The organism is Belliella kenyensis (genome assembly GCF_022549675.1).
Lineage (GTDB): Bacteria > Bacteroidota > Bacteroidia > Cytophagales > Cyclobacteriaceae > Belliella > Belliella kenyensis.
The window spans coordinates 34,078-58,658 of record NZ_JAKZGR010000015.1 but is presented as its reverse complement, the minus strand read 5'-3'; the positions used below and the strand labels follow the sequence as shown (position 1 = coordinate 58,658).

The window sequence follows — 24,581 nt, the reverse complement described above, 5'->3', positions numbered from 1 at the left end:
AAATAATTATAAACTAATGAGATAAAATTCAAATTATAAAAGCAGCACTATGTGGTAGTAAATTCAAGAAAATAATCCATGAATCTCTCTATCTACCATGTTTACTATTGTTGAAAAATCTTCGGGGTTAGCCACAAAATCCATATCATTTACATCTACGATGAGTAATTTTCCTTTATCATATCCACCGATCCAATCTTCGTAGTGTGAGTTTAAATTTTTTAAATAATCAATTCGAATGGAATTTTCGTAATCTCTTCCTCTCTTCTCGATTTGCCCAACAAGCTTTGGAATATCTGCTTTTAAATAGATCAACAAATCAGGTGCTTGAACGAAAGCAATCATAGAGTGGAATAGGTTCAGATAATTATCATAATCACGTTGAGAAATCAGGTTTGATTTATGAAGATTAGCGGCAAAAATATAAGCATCTTCATAGATCGTTCTATCTTGAATGATAGACTGCTTACTTTCTCTGATTTTATTGATTTGGTTAAATCTACTGTTTAGAAAGAATACTTGAAGGTGGAAGGACCATTTCTTCATATCTTCATAGAAATCTGCCAAATATGGATTATTATCTACGGATTCAAATTCTGCTTTCCACCCATAGTGTTTTGCCAATTTCTCTGTCAATGTGGTTTTTCCACTTCCTATATTTCCTGATACTGCAATATGCATGATGAAATTTTAAATAAATAAAACGCTAATATTACTTCAACTTCGAATGGGAAATGCTTCCCCTAGATTTTTAACTTTTCCAAAGTTGGAAACTATATAAATACAAAAACTATGTTCAAGTTTTAACTTTGTAAAAGTCATCCAATTTGAATGAAATTGATGTTTACTTTTTGAACTGTGCGGATACTACTATTTCTTTGGATCCAGGAGTATGCTTATAGAAACCTTCTCCAGTTTTCACACCTTTGTATCCTGCTTGAACCATATTTACAAGTAGCGGACATGGTGCATATTTGGGGTTTCCAAAACCTTCATAAAGAACACGTAGGATAGAAAGACATACATCAAGACCTATGAAATCAGCCAATTGTAATGGCCCCATAGGATGAGCCATACCTAGTTTCATCACGGTATCAATTTCTGATACACCGGCTACTCCCTCGTACAAGGTATATATGGCTTCATTGATCATTGGCATCAAAATCCTATTGGCCACAAAACCAGGGTAATCATTAACTTCCACGGGCTCTTTGTCTAGGTTTCTTGAAAGCTCCATGATTTCACTGGTGACTTGATCTGAAGTAGCATAGCCTCTGATTACTTCTATCAGCTTCATGACTGGTACAGGGTTCATGAAGTGCATGCCTATTACTTTCTCTGGTCTCTGTGTAGCAGCTCCTATTTTGGTGATAGATATGGAGCTGGTATTGGAAGCTAAGACGGTATGTGATGGACATAATTCATCTAGCTCCTTGAATATTTTCAGTTTGATGTCTACATTTTCTGTTGCAGCCTCTACTACCAAGTCTGCCTGAGCGACACCATCTGAGAGCTGGGTGTAAGTTTTGATGTTGTTAAGAGCAGTTTCTTTTTGTTCTTCATTGATAATTCCCTTGGAAACTTGTCTATCAAGGTTTTTTTGGATGGTGGCAACCGCCTTGTCCAGCGCTGAGGGATTGACATCTATCAATGCTACCATGAAGCCATGCTGAGCAAATACATGTGCGATTCCATTGCCCATAGTTCCAGAGCCTATTACTGCTATATTTTTCATTTTTATTGGGTTTACATTTACTTTTAAATCTAACAAGATCAGAAAAATTTCAGATCAAAGCCAAATCTAAGCCGATTAGCTACTTTTTCCAATTTCTACATCAAGTTATTTCTTTACCTTTGAGGTATGAAAGAATTAGGAAGAATCAACAGCCTATTGATCAATAGATTTACAGCCCATGGTGCTTATTTGGCCTTGCATGATGGGGGAGAAGTACTTTTACCAAAAAGTTATTTGCCAGAAGATGTGGAAACAGGTACAGAAATAGAGGTTTTTGTATACACAGATAGTGAAGATAGACCTGTAGCTGTCACCACGCCCCCTGTAGCTTTACTAGATGAATTTGCAGTGATGGAGGCTAAAGAAATCACCAAATTTGGTGCTTTCATGGATTGGGGACTGATGAAGGATCTTTTCGTCCCCAAGTCTGAAATGCGCGAGGACATGGTCGTAGGGGAGAAGTATCTGATAAGGGTATGTATTGATTTCAAGACAAATAGACTTATAGGAGTCAATAAATATGATGATTTTTTGGAAGAAGATACCCGTGGATTTGAAGAAGGACAAGAAGTGGAAGCGCTCGTTTTTGCTCAGTCTGACCTTGGTTATAAAGCTTTGATAGAGCAGGCATTTGAAGGTTTGATCTATAGAAATGAAGTGTTTGAATCTATTGAGTTGGGTCAGAAAGTGAGGGCATTTGTCAAAAAGAAAAGGGAAGATGGTAAGATAGACCTTAGCTTGACGCCATCAGGAAGAGAGAAATACGAGGAAGGGGCTGAAAAAATCCTTGCTTTATTAAAAGTTAAGAAGTTTTTGCCCCTTCATGATAAATCATCCCCAGAGTCCATCAAAGAATTATTGGGTATGAGTAAAAAACATTTCAAACAATCCATCGGCCAACTATATAGCGCAAAATTAATCAATATCCGTCAGGACGGTATTGAGTTGCTTTAAGTCAGTTTAACCGGAGGATCTGGTTGGGTGATGTGCAAAGCACCGCTTTATCTTTCATAATGGCTATGGGAGCCTTGATTAGGTGCGGGTATTTAATGAGAATTTGTAACCAGCTTTCGTCATCCCAGCTTTTGCCAGCAATATGGGATTGGTAATCTGGATGAGCTCTATTCAATAGATCTTTTGGTCTCAAATTGAGTTTGTTAAGAATAGACCTCCAGCCTGTAGAGGTAATCTTCTCTTTGTCAATATTGATTTCGTTGACATGTTTGGCGACTGCATGGGCATATGCCCTCACTTGTTTGTCTACATTGTGAGAAGGATTGTAGTAGAAGAACAATTCGTTTGGATGCATTTTCATGACAGTATGCGTTTGGTGTTGGTATAAGTTAAGGTTAAAATTTTAAAAATAAAAATTATAGGTCGAATAATTTGTGGAAATTAAAATTTATTCGCTGTTTTATACTAAAATGGATTTAGAAAATTTTAAAAATCAATCAAAGGCAGATTTCACTATTCATAAAAAGACGAAAGAGAGACTAAGAAAGATTAAGCCCAAGGCCTTGGATAAAATGTTTTTAGAAGCTCATGAAGAGAAATTTTCAAAGATAGATTGCTTAAATTGTGCAAATTGCTGTAAGACAACAAGCCCGATATTTATTCAAACTGATATAGATAGAATAGCCAAAGTCTTTAGAATGAAATCTTCAGCTTTTATTGATGAATATCTTTACCGAGATGAGGAAGGAGATTTTGTTTTGAAATCATCGCCTTGTCCATTTCTCAATGAAGATAATACCTGCTTCGTCTATGAAGAAAGACCAAAAGCCTGTAGAGAATATCCTCATACAAATCGAAAGAATATGCATGGAATCCTCAACCTAACTTTAACAAATACTCAGGTCTGTCCTGCTGTACATGAAATATTTCAAGACTTTGGTAAAGATTTTAGGAAGTAAAGGATGTAGTTTACTATTTTAGCAACTTAAACCTATTGAAGAAAAAATTATGAATAACAATGACGAACTTTTTTTAGGAGTAGATGTAGGAGGCACTCACTTAAAAATTGGCTTGGTCAATAGATCAGGAGAATTGGTTTCTTTTGATAAAGAAGATACGACTCCGTATAGAGATGACCCAAGAGGATTCAACCAATGTTTTATAGAGGGAGTTGGAAAATACCTAGAAAAATATCCAGAAGTAAAAAAAGTTGGTATTGGATTACCAGGGCTTATTTCCAAAGATAGAACCACTACACTTGAAATTCCAGCAATACCAGCTTTGAATGGGTTCAACCTGAAGCAAGGATTGTTGGAAAAATATCCTGATAAAAAGTTCTTCTTGGAAAATGATGCAGCAGCAGCAGCTGTGGGTGAATATAGATACGGCAAAGGAAATCCTTCTCCAAACTTCCTGTTTATCACCATGGGAACTGGTATAGGAAGTGCGCTGATTGCAGATGGGCAGGTTTTCAAAGGATCAAGAGGCAATGCCATGGAGATGGGCCATATGATGTCCAGAGGTAATGAAGGACTTGAAAGAATCATCGGAAGAGATGGGATTTTAAGAATCATGGACAGAATGATAAGGGCATACCCTGACTTGGCGGGTGAAGACCTGATTGGGAAAGAACTTGGTACGCACCTGCTAGTAGATACAGCGAAGAAAGGCAACCAAGTTTCTATTATGGTTTTTGAGGAAGTAGCGCGCGTTTTGGGTGAAGCAATTGTATCAGCGATTAGGATTTTGGATGTGACGGAAGTTTACTTTGGCGGTGGAATATCTGCTGGCTTGGAATTTATGATGCCTGCATTGGATAAGACCGTAAGACAGTTTCTTACCAAATATTATGTTGACGACCTCAAAATGGAAAAGGCAACATTGGAAAACAACGCAGGTACTTTAGGGGCTGCTGCCTTGTGCTTCTTGGAAGAGTAATATTCAGTATTTGACTGATAAAAAATAGAAGCCTGATAGCTTTATTGGAAGTAAAGTGTTTTTATCCTTTACAAACCTTAATAGCTGTCAGGCTTATTTTATTTAAAGCGTGTTAATATATTGACTCATGGCTTTTCGAACGTAGCGACGGTATTGCTTCGTCCGACCTTGGAAAAATCATAGTCAGTGGTGGCTTTGCAAACTCTTTGGCAAAGCTTTGGTTGTAGCGTTGGCTTGTGCAGCTTTCGTCCCGATACCAATCGGGATGCCTGCAAATAGCATTAAATCAGTTTCAATCCTAACTCTTTCAAATATTCGTTATGTTTTTCTGTGTTTACTTTTATGCTTTTATTTATTTCTATCAATTTATAGTTTACATCTTCCAAGTCAATTTGTATTTCGTCTTCTGAAGTACTCACATATCTTGAAATGTTCAGATTGTAGTCGTTTTTTTTTATTTCGTCCATTGAAACCCTACGAGCGTATCGTTCAATATGCTCAGGACGGAACTGATAAGTTTCAACAATTTTTTTGATGTCATTTGGTTTACTTCCCTCTCCTTCCCTGAGTGTATTTTGGCGCTTACCTTTTTCGTAATGCTCACTGGCGTTGATGAACAATACATCATCTTGCTTTTTACACTTTTTCAATACCAAAATGCAAACGGGAATACCTGTTGAGTAAAACAAATTAGATGGCAAACCGATTACGGTGTCAATGTAATTTTCTTTCAATAATTTTTCTCTTATTCTTGCTTCTGCACCACCACGGAATAAAACTCCGTGAGGCAGAATAATAGCCATAGTTCCCTCTTTAGATAAAAAGTGAAAGCCGTGTAAGAGAAAAGCAAAGTCGGCTGCTGATTTGGGAGCTAAACCATATCCTTTGAAGCGAAAATCTTCTGCTAAAGTGTCGGTTGGCTCCCAACGCAAACTAAATGGTGGATTGGCTACAATAGCATCAAACTCAATTTTTTTACTCGGATTCATTTCGTTGAGTAAATCCCATTGGTTGAGTAACGTATCTCCGTGGAATATCTCAAACTCGGTATCTTTCATTCCGTGTAAAAGCATATTCATTCGGGCAAGGTTGTATGTGGTAACATTCTTTTCTTGACCGAAAATTTTACCGATAGTGCCTCCACCTTTCTTGATTTTAGTGCGAATGTTTAGAAGCAATGAGCCTGAACCGCAAGTAAAATCGAGAACTTGATTGAGTTTCCTTTTTGGTCCATCTGGGTGTGCAGGGTTTTGACCGTCTAATATCACAATACTTGAAAGGATAGAAGAAATTTGTTGAGGGGTATAATATTCGCCTGCTTTTTTTCCTGAACCTGCTGCAAATTTTCCAATCAAATATTCGTAAGCATCTCCAAGCGTGTCGGTATCGGTTGAAAAATCGGCAATACCCTCTGCTATTTTTCTTATTATTTTACAAAGTTTATCATTCCTTTCTTTTTCTGTCTTGCCGAGCTTTTCCGAGTTCAGGTTGATTTCAGAGAACAAGCCTTTGAACGAGCTTTTAAATGATTCTTCTTCTATGTGACGAAACCCATTTCGAAGTGTTTCTAATAATTCATCATTTTGAGTACGGGCTAATTCGGTTATGTTGCTCCACAAATATTTAGGATTGATTACATAATGCACCTTTTTACGCATACTGTCCTCAAACTCTGATATATCCTCCTCATTGTCATTGTACCAATCTTCCAGAGGATGAGGGACAATAAAATCAGGTCTGTTATCTTTAGACCTAATTGGCGGATAATCTTTGCCTAATTCCTTTTTTGCTGCCTCCTCATAATTGAAGGACAAATACCGAAGGAAGAGAAAGGAAAGCATATAATCACGGAAGTCATCTGCATTCATTGCTCCTCGCAAATCATTGGCAATATCCCAAAGTGCATCCCCTAATTTTTTATGTTGTTCTTTTTGTGTCATTGACTTCTATATTTTATGCGAATATTTCAGGCAGTTGGAATTCGTATTTTTCCAAAAAGGCTGTCAATATTCTGTTGAATAATTCTTTATTGTCTTCATTCATTTCCACTGGTTGATAGATTGAATATTTACCGTGACTTAGCAAGTTTAAAGCGCGTGAAAAAAGCATTTCATCTTCAACGCCATTGATGCAACTTGAAAAGTCATCATAGCCAAAGAATGTTGATGTCTTTTCAAGGATACCTCTGAGCATATTGAAATGATAGGTGTTGATACTGCCGTTTTCTGATACTTTCTTCAATTCGGCTAACATAGCAACGTGGTGAAAGAATGGCGTTTCATCAGTAGCTCTCAGAACGTAACCGTCTGCACCGTTTTTATGCAAGAAATGGCTTTTATGTTCAATTTTCTTTAGCTCATTATACATCACATTGTAAAACAACGAATGATGCGAGGAGATAACCACTTTTACTTTATCCTTACCTTTTTTCAAAAGTTTGGCTAAATCACTTGCTACTCCAATGGCATTATTGTCATCCAATGATGAAATGGGGTCGTCTATGTAAATGAATTTGACCCAATTGTATGGACCATTTCCATCATCATCAATGGCAAGTTCGGCTATTGCTAAGAAAATACACCAGATAAAGATATTTTCTTCACCTCTCGAAACTTTGATATGGTTATTTTCTTCTCCTTTGTTGAAAGTGATTGTCCACGCATCATAATCAATTCTAAAATCAAAATCTGCGTAACGTTCCAAAAAATTGAAAATCTTTTCTTCCAATGCCAATTCTCTGAAACCTTCAAAAAAACGTGAATTTCTGTTGATGATTAAATGCCTTTGTGTATCGTTTTCAAGGTCATTGTTCCAATGGAAAAGGTCTTCTGTAAAAGCATTGTAATATAGTGTGTCAGTTACAGGATTTTTCTTTTTCTTCTTGCTGATATTTTTAAACTCCATTGAAAGGCGTGTTTTGCCTGTTCCATTGTAGGCATACAGCAAAACAAAGTGATGATTGTTTAAATCGTCCCTTAATCTTACTGCCACATTTTTCAATGTTTTGTATTTGTATAGTTTCTTTTTACCGCTCATTTCTAATCAATTACTTTAGGAAACAAACCCTGCATCAATCCTTTTTTATGCTCCTTCAATTGTTCTATTTTCAAAGCTTGTGCAACTATGCTTTTGTCTAAAGAAGAAATGCAATTAGCAATTTTTATTTGTTCAGATATTGATTTAGGCATAATCAATTCTATATTTCTTAATTCATCCAAACCGATTCTTTTCCTTGTGGAACCTGTAGCTTTATTTTCAATAGCTTCTCTTATGGGTTTTGAATTTATTAGAGAATAGACAAAATATTTAGAGTATTTCGTCTCATTTACAACCAATCTAATTCCATCTGATGCCATTACACATCTTTTCAGCTTATTAGGTATAATACAAGCCCTTCCTACTGGGTCTCCCATTTTGGATAGAATTATTTCTCCTGCGTAAATGTTACAACTTAGTAATTCATCAGCTTTTTCTTCTGATGTGTAAATTTTGTATTCATCATTAAATTCACCATCGCCAATATTTTGCAATTGAATGATTCTAATACCTTCACTTGTATAATCACTTGCTTTAAGGTTTGAACCAAATGGACCACCAGTAAAACTCCATTTTACTTTTTTATCTGCCGTATCAATTAATGACTTCTCCACCCAATTTCCGTCTTTCTCAAACTCCTTAAACCGATACTTTGGCACTTTCTCATCCTCTTGCGGAAAAAGATTTTGCATCAAGCCTTTTTTGTGGTCTTTGAGTAATTCCAATTTTTGGCTGTGGGCTTCAATCAAATCGTCTAATGATGATAGGCACGATGCAATTTTTTGTTGTTCTAACTTTTTTGGAAATGGAATAGATATTGACTTTACAATATCACCCGAAAGATTTCCTTGCCCTCCTTGAATATATTTTGATACGATCCAATCCTTTTTTAAAGTCAAAAAATTGTAGGTAAATGCATTGCTATATTCAGATTGTAAACACAAAATTGCTTGGTTAATTGCCCCATTAATTTTTGAGATGGCTGAATCACCACTATTTGCACCATATAATGCAACAAGCAAATCTCCTTTATTGACAAGCTTTGCAGATGAATTTTTCAGACCTTTATCAGTTATAAACAATTCCGTTGCGTCCTTATTTATTTCAGCGGAACGGATAAATGGTATATCGCCACCATAATATGCTTTTTCAGAAGTACTTGGCGTTCCACCACTAAACGATTTAAAAACTTTCCCAATAGAATTAGTTTCCCATTCCCCCTCATTCTTAAAGTCAGGAAAACGCAACTCGGGTATTAGCTTTTTTTTCTTACTCATACCCCAATTTCTTTTAAGATGTTAGCTATTGAGTTTTTATCCAACTTGGAGAAAGCAAACCACTTTTTGCCCAAATCTTTCAGAGAAGCACCTAAGTGATATACTTCCGTGTTGTCTATAATCAGAAAACGGTCGTGGCTTTTGGTAAAGATTTTCAGCTCAAAATTGCTGTATTGTTCGTTGGCTTTTTTTACGTCCAAAGTCAATTGCTTAGAAATGGTTTTGGTCAATAAAAGCACCTTTACCACTTTTGTTTTCTTGGATAGATGTGTTAAGGCGCTTTCGTCTATATAATTATCAATCAACACAATATTTTTCTTGGCAGAGCGGATGATTTTGGAAACCAATTCGTAAGCATCAAATACTTGTCCGTCAAAAAATACGCCTTGGGCGGGAATGAGGTCTTTACTTTCGAGAGCTTTAAATACTTTCTCAAATTTTTGGTCGGTTTCCAGTTGTTTGCGTTCAATACCGTCCATTCGCTGCAATAGTCCACTATGGTTCGCAATGAGTTTTCGCATTTCTACAAAAGCATTGATGATTTGAATGCTTACTTTTACAGCCACATCACTACGCAACACAGCAGAAAGCATTGCCACGCCTTGTTCGGTGAAAGCGAAAGGATTAGTTGAAGAATGTTTTAAAGATTCGAACCGGTCACAATTTGTGACCAGTTCCATTTTTTCATTGTCAGTAAGTTGAAAACGAAACTGTTTCGGAAACCTTTCTATATTCCTCTTGACGGCTTGATTTAAAACTTTAGTCTCTACCTGATACATTTCTGCTAAATCACGGTCAAGCATTACTTGGGAGTCTCGAAAAACGAAAATTCGGCTTTCAATTTCCTTTTGTGATATAGTTAGTTCTTTACTCATAAGCTGCTAATCCTGAAATTTCACGCCCTTGGGCAAGTTTTTTTAATTGGGGTACTAAGTCTTCCATCAATGCCAATTCTTTTACTCTACGTTCCTTCCAACTCAAATCCAACGGAGCTAAAAGGTCAGTCAATTTTTCTCCATCAAAAATCATTCGGCTTATTATCTTTTCAATAAACTTTTTGAGGTCAGCTGTTTGTAAACCGTGTTTGTTTGCAATATCGGCTATTTCTTTATTGTACTTGTTGTCTTTAAACTTGTCATAACCCTTGCGAAGTGTTTCAACATCTTGTCCGCTTTCCCAATCCAAACTATTGATATACTCGGTTAAATCTTCTTCCTCATCCATTAAGTTGGAATTAGATTTCAACAAGCTAATCACTTGTGATTTGGTCATTTTTTGCCTGGCAGGTTTCTTCTGTGTGCTGTCTGCAATCAGATTCATTATGTAGTCATAATCAATCACGGCAGAAGCAAACAACACAAATTCAAAATCGAGTTGTTGAATTTCGGGCGGTGCATTTTCACCATCTTTTTGTTGTATTTCCCTTAACTGCTTTGCTGTTTCTATGTAAGAACTTCGGAACTCTTGCAAGGTATCATCAGGCAAAATGGCTTTGATTTTAGCCTTTTGTTGTTCGTCTAAGTCTGTGTATTGGTCAAGCTGTGTTTTGAGACGTTGCACTTCCTTAAAGTTTTGTACAAAAGCTATTCTTGCTGCATCACCTTTCAAATTGTAAACTTCTTGTGGCTCGTTCACCAAATTATGCTCCTGCATAAACACCCCTAATTTCTCAACTGCTTCTTTGTATTTGTCAATCATTACAGGGGCAGGGTCAACCAACCAAATTTCTCTGGCTTTACCGTTGTCCTCACCAGAGAACAATGCTATGGCTTGATTTACGGCTTCTTGTTGCGAACGGAAATCTAAAATATTTCCATAAGGTTTAGTGTCATTCAATACACGATTGGTTCTTGAAAATGCCTGAATCAATCCGTGGTATTTCAGGTTTTTGTCTACATACAGAGTATTCAAATATTTACTGTCAAAACCTGTGAGCAACATATCCACCACTATGGTAATATCAATCTTATTTTCATGCGAATAGTCTTTATTGCTGTATTGTTGGTCTTTTATGCGTCTTTGCACATCCTGATAGTACAAATCAAATTCGTTGATATGGTGATTGGTTCGAAATTGTCTATTGTAATCTTCAATAATTTCGGTCAGTGCTTTTTTCTTCTCTTCGGGATTTTGTTTATTATCCTCCCGCTCTTGCGTCAAATCTTCCTGCAATTGCTTGATGTCGGCTGCATTTTTCTGACTTTGTTGGTCTCCCTGTTTTGCAATAAGTTGTGAGGGCGGAGAAAACACACAAGCAATATTTAACGGAACATATTCAGGATTTTCACTTTGTTTTTTCTTTTGTAATTCTTTGAAAAGTTCATAGTACTCAATGGCATTATTGATTGAAGCTGTTGCCAAAACAGCATTGAACTTTCTTGAATTTGTCGCAGCATTGTGTTTGTTCAAAATGGCTTCAACTACTGCCTGCCTTGAAATTGCTTCTCCGGGTTTTTTGTCCCGATAGCTATCGGAATTATTTCCTTTGAAATAGTCAATATGAAAACGTAAAACGTTTTTATCATCTATTGCGTGGGTAATAGTATAAGAGTGTAGCCTTTGTTGAAAAATGTCCTCCGTAGTTTTGTACGAAGCATATTCTCCTTCTCTAATGCTGTATGTTGCGTTTTCATCAAAAATAGGTGTACCCGTAAAACCAAATAATTGAGCATTAGGGAAAAACTCTTTAATCGCTTTGTGATTCTCGCCAAATTGTGAACGGTGACACTCGTCAAAGATGAAAACTACACGTTTTTTGCTTAATGGCTCCAATCGTTCTTTATAGTTTTTCTTGTAAGTACCATCTAATGCTAAGCCCAATTTTTGAATAGTAGTTACAATTACTTTGTCGGCATAATCCATAGAAAGCAAACGTTTTACCAATGTCTCTGTATCTGTGTTTGCCTCCACACTTCCTTCCTGAAATTTATTAAATTCCTCTCGGGTTTGTCGGTCAAGGTCTTTACGGTCAACTACAAATAAACATTTTTCAATTTCGGGATTGTCCTTTAAAAGGGTAGAAGCTTTGAAAGAGGTCAAAGTTTTACCGCTTCCAGTTGTATGCCAGATATAACCGTTTCCTCTGTTTTGTTTCACGCATTCTTCAATTGCTTTTACTGCATAAATCTGATACGGTCGCATTACGAGCAATTTTTGTTCGCTCTCTACCAAAACCATATACTTGCTAATCATTTCCCCAAGTGTACACTTGCTTAGAAATTTCTCGGTGAATGAATCAAGGTGTGTAATTTTCTTGTTGCTCTCGTCTGCTAATTGATAAATCGGCAAAAACTGTTCGTCAGCATTGAATTGGAAATGCTGAATTTTGTTGTTAGCAAAATAATAGGTATTTGTTCTGTTGCTCACGATAAACAACTGCATAAAGCAAAGCAATGAATTTCCGAAACCGTTGCCAGGTTCGTTTTTGTAATCCACAATTTGTTGCATTGCCTTTCTTGGTGAAATATCCAATTTCTTCAACTCGATTTGCACCACTGGCAATCCATTTATTAATAAAATGATGTCGTAGCGTTGATGACTGTTTTCTGTGTTGATGCGTAATTGACTGATAACTTCAAAGTCATTTTTGCACCAATCTTTGATATTTACTAAAGTATAATGCAAAGGCGTTCCGTCCTCACGTTGAAAGTATTGTCTTTCACGTAATTTTTTGGATGCAAGGAAAACATCTGAATTAATGATTTCCTCTCTAAGTCTCAAAAACTCGCTCTCAGACAAGCGAACACGGTTAAGAGCCTCAAATTTAGCTTTGAAGTTTTGTTCAAGCGTTTTTCTGTCAACTATGTCAGGACGTTGAATGTATTTCAGACCTTTCAGTTGCTCAATGAGGTTTAGTTCTATTTGATTTTCTTTGCTCATTCTTCTTTCAATAAATCTTTGGCGTTAACGTCCAAAATTTTTGCAATTACTCACGAATTGAATAATTATTTTTTGTGTTCGTGAACTTCGTTTCGGTACAAATCTTCAAGGCTCGGTTGTCTCACATTGCGAGAATACTCGTTAATTGTGTTGTAACTTTTGTCCAAATCTTAGCAAGCCAAGTTTGGGAAATGCCTTTTTCTTTAAGTACTTCTTTAATCCGGTTCATTGAAGCCTAATTAATTTTTAAATGGTTAAATATAGTAAAATCACACTGTCTGATAGTGTTAATTTCCACAATATTATCGTGGGTTTAGGAGCAAGCTCTTTTGGTTTTTCAGGGTTGGCTTGTGCGTTGGTAAAAACCAAATGTACTTGACAGTACAACTGGACAAAATTGTTTTTAAATAATGTGCAGTGGGTAAAAAAAAAAAAACATTGGGTAGGCCAGTGTCTCGGCTTAATTACTCTCCGTTATTATTTTTTCTCTGTCTTTGGTCACTTGTCAAAATAGTTTACTTTTTCTTGTTTCAGTCTGTTCGTTTTTTTATTGTCGTGTCCTCCCTTTAAACTTGCTGCAAACATCGTAACAGTTAAAGTTACGGCTCCAGTCGACTGATTGTAACTTCACTTACTTTATTGATGGCATTGAGTCTAAACATCACTTTCAGTGGTTGTGTCTCTTCTCCTTCATAAGCGGGACATTCTTTGCTTGAACTAGGTTCAAAAAAGTAGTAAAAAAAGCTCTGACTTTTATCAACGAGAATAACCCGGTCTGGTCTTCCGAAGGTTTTTATCAAGCTTTGATTATTGGCGCCCAGAAAGCTATTTTTAATTTTTTGAAATTGATCAAGTTGCTGAATTCTCAAACCATTGCAGCCATAGCGATCATTTTTCCAATCTTCTAGGTTTATGCCTTCTACTTCTAATTTTCCAGAACATGAAAACATGACCATAATGAATAGCCCACCGATTATGCATCTATACTTGCTGTACATTTTCTATTTGATTTGAAACGGACTTTTGAAATCTTTGGATCGTCCTATGATTTTTCCAAAGCCAAAAATACGAGCATAATGCGTAGCCTGAAAGCACAATCCATATTATATTTTGATCTATTTCGGCATTTGTAAGGTAAATGATGTAAAATGAAAGCATAGCTATTCGGATGATCTCTTGTATTTGATACCATTTATTTTGCTCAAAAATCGCAGAGAAACTCACCGTACTCCATATAATCAATACTGAAAAGCTGACTTGCTGTATGATTTCAAGATTATTTAAATTGAAAAGAAAATAGGCTGTCAATCCCATAAGGATCACATATTGGAAGAAAGTGTAACGATTTAAAACATCAGGGACAGCAGTATCGAATTTTTTATAGTCAGGATCAATGTCTTTTACTGCTCTATAGCCTCCGAGCTCATCAGGAAGCCAGCCTGGCTTGTAGAAAAGGTACTTGAGCTTATTTTTCCAACTCTTGATTTGCACAAGCTCTTTTTTCATATTGAAATAGTGCGATAAATTTACCCAGACAGGATTCCAGCTATTGACCGGAGTAGTAATTCCGTAGGTAGGTTTTTCTTCCTCTTCTTGAAAAGTACCAAACCACTTATCGAAAATGATAAATGTACCTCCATGATTTTTATCTATGTATTTGGGGTTTCTACCATGATGAACCCTGTGATGAGAAGGAGTGTTCATAAATTTCTCCAAGAAGCCCATTCGATCAATTGCCTCTGTATGAATCCAAAATTGATATAAAAGATTCAGGCCAGAAACCAAGATGAGTTGGATTGGGTCAAAACCAATGATGGCAAGTGGTAGATAAAAGATAAAAGTCCAAATCGTCTGTGTGGAACTTTGTCTCAAAGCTACCGAGAGATTGTATTCTTCAGAGGAGTGATGTACTACATGTCCTCCCCAGAACAAATTGATCTCATGCGACATACGATGTGCCCAATAGTAGCAAAAATCATAAAGGAAAAACAGCAGTAAGAAAGTCCATAAAGTGCTCGGAATAGAAAGAAAAGCGAATTTTTCAAATATAAAAGTGTATACACCAATAGAGAGGATTTTCAAGAATACGCCTGTGACTTGCGATACAACACCAAGATTTATATTGGTGATGGCATCATTCATTCTATAACTGGGATTTTTTTGAAATCTCAGGACAATCAATTCAATAGCCATCAAAAGAAAATACATTGGAATAGCTATGACAACAGGGCTTAGATTCATCTTATTATCAGCTTTTTGGGTTAATTGCTGGCAGAAAACTAATTATAAAAACTGAATAAACGAAAAATCAGATTCGATTTTGCTTAGCATAAATCTTTATATTAGCACCTTAATTTGATAGACATGATGTATTATAGATTTGGGAAGGTATTCCATTTTGCAACGGTTTTGTTATTTGTGTTGGTGTTCTTGTATATATATGCTGCACTTGCAGACATAGTGGCATATCAACTAGACGAGGGTGGTGGGTTTGATAAAGTTTTGACTAAAGAAGCATTTTTCTATGGAGGTGTTATCACTTTCATACTTTTGAATATTATCCTTGTGGTTCCAGCGAAAGTTATTGAGAATCAAAGTGTGGCAAGCTTGAGGAGAATTTTTCCAAAAGGGGAGTTGTTGACAGATTACATTTTGGCATGGATGTATAGTTTTGTGGGTGTTGTAAATATTGCAATGATCATCATGGCCTTTTTTGTACATAGTATCAATAATCAACATGAAATAAGTGCAGGAGACTTCAGCTTCTTCTTTTATCTTGTACCAATTTTATTTACAGTTTGGATAGTTGCATTATTTTGGATTCTGATAAAGAAGTTCAATTCCGTTAAATTAGGGCAATAACTGTGGGTTTATCATAATCAAATAAGTGGATATTTAGAAAATGGCAGAAAACGTTCAGTATACAGAGGATAGTATCAAATCTTTGGATTGGAGAGAGCACATCAGGCTAAGGCCAGGGATGTATATAGGCAAATTGGGAGATGGAAGTGCTCAAGATGACGGTATCTACGTGCTTGTCAAAGAAATCTTGGATAATAGCATTGACGAACACATGATGGGACATGGTCGCACGATTGATATCAAGATTTCGGAACATAAAGTAGAAGTGAGAGATTATGGTAGAGGTATTCCATTGGGAAAGGTCATTGATTGTGTTTCCAAAATAAATACAGGTGGGAAATATGATTCTGGAGCATTTCAAAAGTCTGTAGGACTCAATGGTGTCGGTACAAAAGCGGTAAATGCATTGTCAGATTACTTCAAGGTACAATCATATAGAGATGGTGAAACGAAGGTGGCAGAGTTTGAGAAAGGTGTATTGATCAAAGATCAACCCATAATCAAAACTTCTGATAGGAATGGTACTAAAATCATCTTTTCGCCAGATGCTTCGGTTTTCAAAAACTACCATTTCATTCCAGAGTACTTAGAAAACCAAATTTGGAACTATGCATTTTTGAATGCTGGTCTGACGATCAATTTCAATGGAAAGAAATACTTTTCTGAAAAGGGACTATATGATCTCCTTCAGAGAAAAGTAGATGAAGAGAGTAGTAGATATCCAATCATCCACCTCAAAGGGAATGATATAGAAGTAGCAATTACTCATAGCAATCAATACGGTGAAGAGTATTACTCTTTTGTCAATGGTCAGTTTACTACACAAGGAGGGACACATTTGGCTGCTTTTAGAGAGGCAATTGTGAAGACCATCAGAGAGTTTTACAAAAAAGACTATGATGCTTCTGATATTCGGCAAAGTGTGGTAGCAGCCATTGCCGTGAGGGTTCAAGAGCCAGTCTTCGAATCACAGACCAAGACCAAACTTGGTTCTCAGACGACAGGGCCAGATGGTCCTACCTTGAGGACATTTGTCAATGATTTTCTCAAAACTGAGTTAGACAACTATCTACACAAAAACCCTGCGACAGCGGATGCATTATTGAAGAGAATTCTTCAATCTGAGCGCGAGCGTAAGGAAATCTCTGGTATCAAAAAGTTGGCAAATGAAAGGGCCAAAAAGGCCAACCTTCACAATAAGAAATTGAGAGATTGTAGGGTACATTATGATGATCCCAAAAGTGATGAAGATAAGAAAAATAATACCATGCTCTTTATCACAGAAGGTGACTCAGCGTCAGGCTCTATTACCAAGTCAAGAGATGTGCAGACTCAAGCGGTATTCTCTTTGAGAGGTAAGCCGTTAAACTGTTTTGGTATGACCAAAAAGGTGGTCTATGAAAATGAAGAGTTCAATCTCTTGCAGCATGCATTGAATATTGAAGATGGGATAGATGGTCTAAGGTATAGAAAAATCGTGATTGCAACAGATGCAGATGTTGATGGCATGCACATTAGACTTTTGATCATGACTTATTTTCTACAGTTTTTTCCAGACTTGGTAAAAAATGGTCATTTATACATCTTGGACACACCACTATTTAGGGTGAGAAATAAGAAGGAAACGATCTACTGCTATACTGATGAAGAAAGGCAACGTGCCATTCATAAGCTAGGGAAAACTGCTGAAATCACACGATTTAAGGGTTTGGGAGAAATCTCTCCAAATGAATTCGGAACTTTTATCGGTGAGGATATCAGGCTTGAGCCTATCATCTTAAATAAAGAAACAAAGATAGCTGACCTATTAGGCTTCTATATGGGTAAAAATACACCTGATAGACAAACATTTATCATCGATAACCTCAAAATCGAGAAAGATATAGTCCATGATGATCCAGCAGGAAGAGGATCTGATGAAGAGGAAGATACTGCGGCTTGAGAAAAGAGAGGCGAGAGACCAAAAAGTATAAAGTACAAAGTATAAAGCACAAAGTACAAAGTATAAAGTATAAAGTACAAAGTAAATTCAATCTAGAATCTTTTATAGAAGGAAGAGACAAGAGTCATGAAAGAGGCGAGAGGCGAGACAGAGACAAGTGTGTCAAATCTAAAATCTAATCCCAATAGCTATCAGGACTAAGATTAGCAGCTTCGGGAGGGATGTTAATAAGAAATTGTATAATAAGTACATTGCATGAGCGAGGAAAATAAAAATACACCAGAGGAAAATGAAAAGAGCTTGCATGAATCCATTCCTGTCACTGGAATGTATAAGGAGTGGTTTTTGGACTATGCTTCTTATGTGATTCTTGAAAGGGCAGTACCAGCCATAGAAGATGGCTTGAAGCCAGTGCAGAGAAGAATTCTTCACGCCATGAAGGAAATGGACGATGGCAGGTTCAACAAAGTGGCAAATATCATCGGTCAGTCTATGCAATATCATCCCCATGGGGATCAGTCCATAGGCGACGCTATTGTCAACTTGGGGCAGAAAGATCTATTGATAGAGACTCAAGGAAACTGGGGAGATATCCGTACAGGAGATGGTGCTGCTGCCTCAAGATATATAGAAGCAAGACTTTCGAAATTTGCTCTTGAAGTAGTCTTTAATCCACAGACTACAGAATGGCAACTTTCGTATGATGGTAGAAAAAAAGAACCAGTCACCCTCCCAGTCAAATTCCCATTATTACTTGCTCAAGGCGTGGAAGGTATTGCGGTTGGTTTGTCTACCAAAATTTTACCGCACAATTTTATTGAACTTATCCAAGGTTCAATTCAGATTCTTCAGGGTGAAAGGACTAACATCCTCCCAGATTTCCCCACAGGTGGCATGGCAGACTTTTCGGAATACAATGAGGGTCTTAGAGGAGGAAAGATTAAAGTTAGAGCAAAGATTGAAGAAGGTGATAATAAGACACTATTAATCAAAGATATACCATTTGGTACTACTACCAATTCTTTGATAGATTCTATCATCAAGGCCAATGACAAAGGCAAGATCAAGATCAAAAAAGTAGTAGACAATACTGCGGCGGAAGTTGAAATTGCAATCCAGCTTGCACCTGGTCAGTCTCCAGATATGACGATTGATGCACTTTATGCATTTACGGATTGTGAAGTGAGTATCTCTCCAAATGCTTGTGTGATCATTGAAGAAAAACCGGTGTTTCTTTCTGTCAATGACATCTTGGAGTATAATACCAAGCAGACAAAAGCTTTGCTCAAAAGAGAGCTAGAAATTAGAAAGGCTGAATTGATGGAAAAGCTTCTCTTTTCATCCTTGGAAAAGATATTCATCGAAAATAGGATCTATAGAGATATCGAGGAGTGTGAAACTTGGGATGCGGTGATCCAAACTATTGATAAAGGTCTGGATCCATTCAAGCCAGATTTCTACAGGGAAATTACAACCGAAGACATCATCAGGTTGACTGAAATTAGAATCAAGAGAATATCTAAATTCGACGCTTTCAAAGCAGACGAATTGATGAGAAAACTCCAAGAAGAACTCAAAGAAGTCAACCATAACCTCAAGAATTTGACTGCATTTGCAATCAAATACTATGAGAATTTATTAGCCAAATATGGTAAAGGTAGAGAACGCAAGACAGAGATCAGAACTTTTGATCAAATAGAAGCGACTGTAGTAGCTGCGAATAATGCTAAACTTTATGTCAATAGAGCAGATGGGTTTGTAGGATATGGTCTAAAGAAGGATGAGTTTGTCTGTGATTGTTCTGATTTAGATGATGTGATCGTGATCAGAAGAGATGGAGTGTGCATGGTCACCAGGATTCAGGAAAAGGGATTTGTAGGTAAGGATATATTATATGTTGGGATTTTCAGAAAAGGGGATGAACGTATGGTGTACAATTTGATCTATCTTGACGGTACTTCGGGAAGGTCCATGGTCAAGCGCTTTCAAGTATTGGCTGTGACTAGAGATAGAGAATATGCTTTGACCAAGGGTACCAAGGGATCAAAAGTTCTCTACCTGACTGCAAATCCTAATGGCGAGGCTGAAGTAGTCACCATTTACCTCACTCAAGGAGCTAAAGCTAGAGTAAAAGTATTTGATTTTGACTTTAGCACAATTGAAATCAAAGGTAGAGGAGCTGGAGGTAATATCTTGACCAGATATCCAGTTAGAAAAATTCAGTTCAAAATGGAGGGAGTCTCAACACTGGGGGGCTTGGATGTATATTACGATCCTTCTGTAGGGAGGTTAAATACAGACCAAAGAGGTACTTTAATTGGTAATTTCCTAGGTGAAGATAAGATAATCGTATTCTACAAAAATGGAGAGTATGAGTTGACTACATTCGAGCTGACCAATAGGTATGACTCTCAGCAAGTTCTCTTGATTGAGAAATTTAATCCCCAAAAAGTAGTTTCTGCGATCTATTTTGATGGTGCATCCAAAAATTACTTTGTGAAAAGGTTCTTAATCGAGACTTCTACACTCAACAAAAAATTCAATTTTATCTCAGATCATAAGCATTCTACACTTACCTTGATCACAACTGCAAAGGACCCACAAGTCAAAGTGGAACTTCAAAAAGGTAAAGAGAAGGAGTTTGTAGAATATGATTTTGACATGCTGATTGATGTCAAAGGATGGAAAGCACTTGGTAATAAGGTTTCTTCGCATCCTATTTTATCACTTGAACTGATCGAGCCTAAGAAAATTGAACGGGTAGAAGAGGACGAAGCGGAATCTGAGGATGAAAATGACGATTCCATTCCAGTGGGGACAACCTTAGATCTTAAGATTCCTAAAGATGATGATGATCAGTTAGGTCTATTTTAATTCAAAATAATGGAGGAGCAAGAAAAACAATTCTTAGCCTATTTGGCCACATACATTACCCCTCACAAAAGGGCAATGATGGAAAAAGTGATGGCAAAGCGAACCAGGTATTTCACCATTGTACTGGAAAATATATACAAGTCTCACAATGCTTCAGCCGTCCTCAGGACGGCTGATTGCTTTGGAATCCAAGATGTATATATGATCGAAGATGAACAAGAATACAAGGTCAATCCATATGTCACCCGAGGGGCATCCCAATGGGTGGATATTCACAAATACAGCAATTATGGAGGCAATGGGGTTTCTTGTTGTTTGTCTGATTTAAGAGCAAAAGGATTTAAAGTATACGCAACAAGTCCACGTACTGGCAGCATATCGATTCACGATCTACCAGCAACTGACAAAACTGCTTTGGTTTTTGGCAATGAACATGAAGGAGTTAGTGAAAAGATGATTGCGCAAGCTGATGGATTGGTTCATATTCCAATGGATGGATTCACAGAGAGTTTTAATATATCCGTGGCTGCCTCTATATTTTTGTTTGATTTACAGCGAAAGGCTTTGTCTTTGCAGATACCGGATTTTTATATTGATGAATCTGAGAAAGAAAAGCTGAGATCAAAATGGTACAGAGCGATTGTGAAAAATGCTGACATCCACGAAAGAGAGTTTTATAGTAAAATCAAATAAAAAAAGCCCGAGATTGGGCTTTTTTCTAAAGTTTCAATGGATCGGGAATAATAATTTAGGTATTGATTGCTAAGTTTTGGTTCATTTAAAGCCGTTTTTACATGAGTTCGAAGATGGTAATCATAAAATGGTTTTCCGTCAAGTATCCAATATCTACAAATATCTACATGTTTTCACCACAATTTTACTTTTACAAATTAGGCTTATAAAATTCAAACTACTTAAAAGCTGGGATTCCAGTGATAGCATGACCAAGGATCAATAAATGAATATCATGTGTGCCTTCGTAGGTGATTACAGACTCTAAGTTCATCATATGCCTCATCATTGGATATTCTCCAGTGATTCCCATACCACCATGAATTTGCCGTGCTTCCCGAGCTATTTCCAAAGCCATGGCTACATTGTTACGTTTTGCAAGGGAAATTTGTGCGGTGGTTGCTTTGCCTTCATTCATCATTTTCCCAAGCTTCCAGTTGATTAGCTGTGCCTTTGTGATTTCGGTGAGCATTTCAGCAAGCTTCTTTTGAACAAGCTGAAAAGAACCTATTGGTTTGTCAAATTGAATCCTTTCCATTGCGTACCTGCGGGCAGCATCATAGCAATCCATAGCAGCCCCTACAGCTCCCCAAGCGATTCCATACCTAGCAGAATCCAAGCACATCATTGGAGCTCCAAGTCCAGATTTTCCTGGAAGTAAGTTTTCTTTTGGAACTTTTACATTATCAAATACCAATTCACCAGTGCAGGATGCTCTAAGAGACCATTTTCCATGCGTAGTAGGTGTGCTGAATCCCTTCATACCTCTCTCGACGATCAGTCCATGGATGCGACCTTCTTCATTTTTGGCCCAAACTACCGCTACATCAGCTTCTGGTGCATTGGATATCCACATTTTTGCACCATTGAGGAGCAAGTGATCTCCCATATCCTTGAAGTGTGTGACCATTCCACTTGGATTGGAACCATGATCTGGCTCTGTCAGACCAAAGCAGCCTAACATTTCACCAGCGGCAAGCTTTGGAAGATACTTCCTTTTTTGTTCCTCACTGCCAAATTTATAAATAGGATACATGACTAAAGAGCCTTGAACTGATGCAGTACTTCTCATTCCTGAATCTCCTCTTTCGATTTCTTGCATGATGAGGCCATAAGAAATGTAATCCAATCCGCCACCTCCATATGTATCTGGAATTTGTGGCCCAAATGCACCAACATCCCCAAATTTCTTGACAATCTCTGAGGGAAAATGACCCTCTTGAGACCATCTTTCGATATTAGGACTGATCTCTTTTTTCACAAAGTCTCTTATTGAACTCCTGATGAGTATGTGCTCTTCTGTAAGGAGGTCATCAACACCATAAAAATCAACACCTTCAAACATGTCTTGCTTAGAAGATTTAGCGTTTACTTGATTTGGATTCATATCTATTTTGGTTTTATGCTAATTATAATGGATTTTTGCCATAGCTAATGCACCATTCTTGCCATGAATTAAGCAAGAAGCAAGATAAAAAACTACCTTAATTGATAAAATTTTAGCACATGAGCCCAGTTCCTGATCGAAAAGACGTTTTAGATAAAATAGAGCTACTTCAAGAAAAATTCAAAGCTTCTGGACAAGATTTGACTTCTTACCTTGAAGGCCTATTGTATGCGGATTATTTGACTTACTGGGATTATATCAACTTAGACGTCTTACTCTCTTTACAGCAGCCTAAGACTTCTTTCAAGGATGAGAAAATATTCATCATCTATCATCAAATCACAGAGCTCTACTTCAAATTGATCATCTGGGAATTGGAACAAATCGCCGATCGGGATGCCATTGAGAATAAATTTTTTACTCAGCGACTTGAGCGCGTGATTATGTATTTTGATCATTTGATTTCCTCTTTTGCTGTGATGTGGAAAGGAATGGAAAAAGAGCAATTTTTAAAATTTCGGATGTCTTTATTACCTTCTTCAGGATTCCAAAGTGCTCAATTTAGAGTGATCGAAATCATGGCTACTGATGTAAAAAACCTTCTTCACGTTGAAAAGAGAAACCTCGAAAGTTCCTCTCATTCGGCTGAGGATCAGTTTCAGATGCTTTATTGGCAGCAAGGAGCCATAGAGTTGGCTACTGGTGAAAAGACCCTGACACTTAAGTCATTTGAAGAAAAGTACGGTAAAATGCTCAAGGACTTGATAGCAGATTTTAGTACTAAAAATATTTGGAAGAAGTTTGAATATTGCCAAGATAGAGATCAAGCGCTTATTGATTTGATGAAACAATTGGATTTGAAAGCAAATGTGTTTTGGCCCTTGGCACATTATAAATCTGCTGTTAGGTATCTTCAAAAAGACCCACAGGATATAGCTGCCACAGGAGGCACAAACTGGCAAAAATACTTACCACCTAGATTCCAAAAAGTAATATTTTTTCCAGAACTATGGACAGAAGATGAAATGAATGACTGGGGTAAAGGCTGGGTCGTAAAGGAGATTTTTGGAGAAGATATTGGAAATATAAGGGAATAGAGGAAGAATTAAATGTAAAGTACAAAGTGCCAGGCACCATGTACTAAGTACTAAGTACTAAGTACTAAGTACCAAGTACCTGGTACCATGTACTAAGTACCATGTACCAAGTATCATGTACATTCAATCTAGGAGCGGTCTTAGGAGACTTGAGATATGAAGCAAGTAGCTTGAGTCGGTATGCGAAACAGAGAGATTAGTGGCGAGAAGAGAGACAAGACAAGGATTTAGATATGCTTGGTAGGGGAAGAGATTCATGAATTGAGGATAGGCGATGCTAATGGTCTTAGAATCTATTTCAAGGAAACTGAAGCGTATATTATTATTCTTCTAGAAGATTTTATACATATGATATTAGAAGATGTGTCGATTTTTTACTCTTTGACCAAACGATAATTGTCAGCTAATTCACCTGTGATCCTATTACCATCCATATCTAAATGGAAAAGTACATTTTCTCCAACTAGGTATTTATTTGGTTCGTCTTCTGTTTCGAGAATTATGGTGTTCCCGTCTTCCAGCCATGAAAAAGTCCCACTAGATTCAATCACTTGTTGATCCTTTTTACCAAGATAGATTGTCTTTTTGACGTAAGAATTCCCACTTTCTAATTCAATTATAGTCTCGATTCCTTCGCAATCAGCACAAGGTAAAACTCCCTTATAGACTCCCATGTAATCAAGAGAATTTAATGCATTGTGATGGTCAATAAATCCCTGTCCCAAGTCTTCACCCTCAAATACTTCATCATCCACTACAATCACTTCGGATTGTGTAGATTGCTGACAACTGCCCAATAAGAAAAAGCTGAATAGAATGAATATACCTATTGTGTTTTGTTGATTTTTCATGTGATTAATTTTAGGAG

General features: G+C 37.0%; 20 protein-coding genes. 8 read left to right on the top strand and 12 right to left on the bottom strand.

Translation table 11 applies throughout. The features are described from left to right. Positions 1–63: 63 nt before the first annotated feature. Both MM214_RS15175 and MM214_RS15170 read right to left on the bottom strand, forming a co-directional pair. Positions 64–681 carry a deoxynucleoside kinase gene (locus tag MM214_RS15175; protein ID WP_241296631.1) on the bottom strand — a complete coding sequence of 206 codons (618 nt, stop codon included), beginning with the start codon at positions 679–681 and terminating at the stop codon, positions 64–66. A gap of 163 nt (positions 682–844) precedes the next feature. After that, the gene (locus MM214_RS15170) at positions 845–1,735 is read right to left on the bottom strand and encodes a 3-hydroxyacyl-CoA dehydrogenase family protein (RefSeq protein ID WP_241296630.1); all 891 of its coding nucleotides are present in this window, start codon (positions 1,733–1,735) and stop codon (positions 845–847) included. A 126-nt stretch (positions 1,736–1,861) separates the two neighbouring features. Between MM214_RS15170 and MM214_RS15165 the strand changes: the two genes are divergently transcribed. Beyond that, positions 1,862–2,689, top strand: a complete 828-nt coding sequence (locus MM214_RS15165; protein ID WP_241296629.1) for a CvfB family protein — start codon at positions 1,862–1,864, stop codon at positions 2,687–2,689. Between the two features lies 1 nt (position 2,690). On the opposite strand, the gene MM214_RS15160 is transcribed toward MM214_RS15165, so the two are convergent. Then, positions 2,691–3,050, bottom strand: a complete 360-nt coding sequence (locus MM214_RS15160; protein WP_241296627.1) for an arsenate reductase family protein — start codon at positions 3,048–3,050, stop codon at positions 2,691–2,693. 109 nt (positions 3,051–3,159) lie between these two features. Between MM214_RS15160 and MM214_RS15155 the strand changes: the two genes are divergently transcribed. Both MM214_RS15155 and MM214_RS15150 read left to right on the top strand, forming a co-directional pair. Beyond that, on the top strand, positions 3,160–3,648 hold the full coding sequence (locus MM214_RS15155) for a YkgJ family cysteine cluster protein (protein ID WP_241296625.1): 489 nt from the start codon (positions 3,160–3,162) through the stop codon (positions 3,646–3,648). Positions 3,649–3,697: 49 nt separating this feature from the next. Continuing rightward, entirely contained in the window at positions 3,698–4,627 is a 930-nt protein-coding gene (locus tag MM214_RS15150; RefSeq protein ID WP_241296622.1) for an ROK family protein, read from the top strand. A gap of 281 nt (positions 4,628–4,908) precedes the next feature. Here MM214_RS15150 and MM214_RS15145 read toward each other — a convergent pair whose 3' ends face one another. From MM214_RS15145 to MM214_RS15110, 7 genes are all read right to left on the bottom strand, one after another. Further along, positions 4,909–6,567 (bottom strand): type I restriction-modification system subunit M, encoded by a 1,659-nt coding sequence (locus tag MM214_RS15145; protein ID WP_241296620.1) that lies wholly within the window; start codon positions 6,565–6,567, stop codon positions 4,909–4,911. Positions 6,568–6,580: 13 nt separating this feature from the next. Beyond that, complete coding sequence (locus tag MM214_RS15140; RefSeq protein ID WP_241296618.1) at positions 6,581–7,618, bottom strand: AAA family ATPase; 1,038 nt, start codon at positions 7,616–7,618, stop codon at positions 6,581–6,583. Between the two features lie 47 nt (positions 7,619–7,665). Continuing rightward, positions 7,666–8,940 (bottom strand): restriction endonuclease subunit S, encoded by a 1,275-nt coding sequence (locus MM214_RS15135; RefSeq protein WP_241296616.1) that lies wholly within the window; start codon positions 8,938–8,940, stop codon positions 7,666–7,668. Further along, on the bottom strand, positions 8,937–9,815 hold the full coding sequence (locus MM214_RS15130; protein ID WP_241296614.1) for an ORF6N domain-containing protein: 879 nt from the start codon (positions 9,813–9,815) through the stop codon (positions 8,937–8,939). The genes MM214_RS15135 and MM214_RS15130 overlap by 4 nt, the downstream gene beginning before the upstream one ends. Beyond that, entirely contained in the window at positions 9,808–12,819 is a 3,012-nt protein-coding gene (locus MM214_RS15125) for a type I restriction endonuclease subunit R (protein WP_241296612.1), read from the bottom strand. Before MM214_RS15125 ends, MM214_RS15130 begins: the two co-directional genes overlap by 8 nt. Before the next feature lie 599 nt (positions 12,820–13,418). After that, entirely contained in the window at positions 13,419–13,817 is a 399-nt protein-coding gene (locus MM214_RS15115) for a hypothetical protein (RefSeq protein ID WP_241296610.1), read from the bottom strand. After that, a complete protein-coding gene (locus tag MM214_RS15110) occupies positions 13,801–15,060 on the bottom strand; it encodes a sterol desaturase family protein (RefSeq protein ID WP_241296608.1) in 1,260 nt (419 codons plus the stop codon). Before MM214_RS15110 ends, MM214_RS15115 begins: the two co-directional genes overlap by 17 nt. Before the next feature lie 123 nt (positions 15,061–15,183). Between MM214_RS15110 and MM214_RS15105 the strand changes: the two genes are divergently transcribed. The 4 genes from MM214_RS15105 (at position 15,184) to MM214_RS15090 (ending at position 21,190) form a co-directional block, all read left to right on the top strand. Further along, on the top strand, positions 15,184–15,681 hold the full coding sequence (locus MM214_RS15105; RefSeq protein ID WP_241296606.1) for a DNA topoisomerase IV: 498 nt from the start codon (positions 15,184–15,186) through the stop codon (positions 15,679–15,681). Between the two features lie 40 nt (positions 15,682–15,721). After that, complete coding sequence (locus MM214_RS15100) at positions 15,722–17,623, top strand: DNA topoisomerase IV subunit B (protein WP_241296604.1); 1,902 nt, start codon at positions 15,722–15,724, stop codon at positions 17,621–17,623. A gap of 255 nt (positions 17,624–17,878) precedes the next feature. After that, positions 17,879–20,497 (top strand): DNA gyrase/topoisomerase IV subunit A, encoded by a 2,619-nt coding sequence (locus MM214_RS15095; protein ID WP_241296601.1) that lies wholly within the window; start codon positions 17,879–17,881, stop codon positions 20,495–20,497. Between the two features lie 9 nt (positions 20,498–20,506). Then, entirely contained in the window at positions 20,507–21,190 is a 684-nt protein-coding gene (locus MM214_RS15090) for a TrmH family RNA methyltransferase (protein WP_241296600.1), read from the top strand. A gap of 217 nt (positions 21,191–21,407) precedes the next feature. On the opposite strand, the gene MM214_RS15085 is transcribed toward MM214_RS15090, so the two are convergent. After that, positions 21,408–22,616 carry an acyl-CoA dehydrogenase family protein gene (locus MM214_RS15085; protein ID WP_241296599.1) on the bottom strand — a complete coding sequence of 403 codons (1,209 nt, stop codon included), beginning with the start codon at positions 22,614–22,616 and terminating at the stop codon, positions 21,408–21,410. 119 nt (positions 22,617–22,735) lie between these two features. Here MM214_RS15085 and MM214_RS15080 point away from each other — a divergent pair, with 119 nt between their 5' ends. After that, positions 22,736–23,713, top strand: a complete 978-nt coding sequence (locus MM214_RS15080; RefSeq protein WP_241296598.1) for a tryptophan 2,3-dioxygenase family protein — start codon at positions 22,736–22,738, stop codon at positions 23,711–23,713. A 374-nt stretch (positions 23,714–24,087) separates the two neighbouring features. On the opposite strand, the gene MM214_RS15075 is transcribed toward MM214_RS15080, so the two are convergent. After that, complete coding sequence (locus tag MM214_RS15075) at positions 24,088–24,564, bottom strand: copper resistance protein NlpE (protein WP_241296597.1); 477 nt, start codon at positions 24,562–24,564, stop codon at positions 24,088–24,090. Positions 24,565–24,581: the final 17 nt, after the last annotated feature.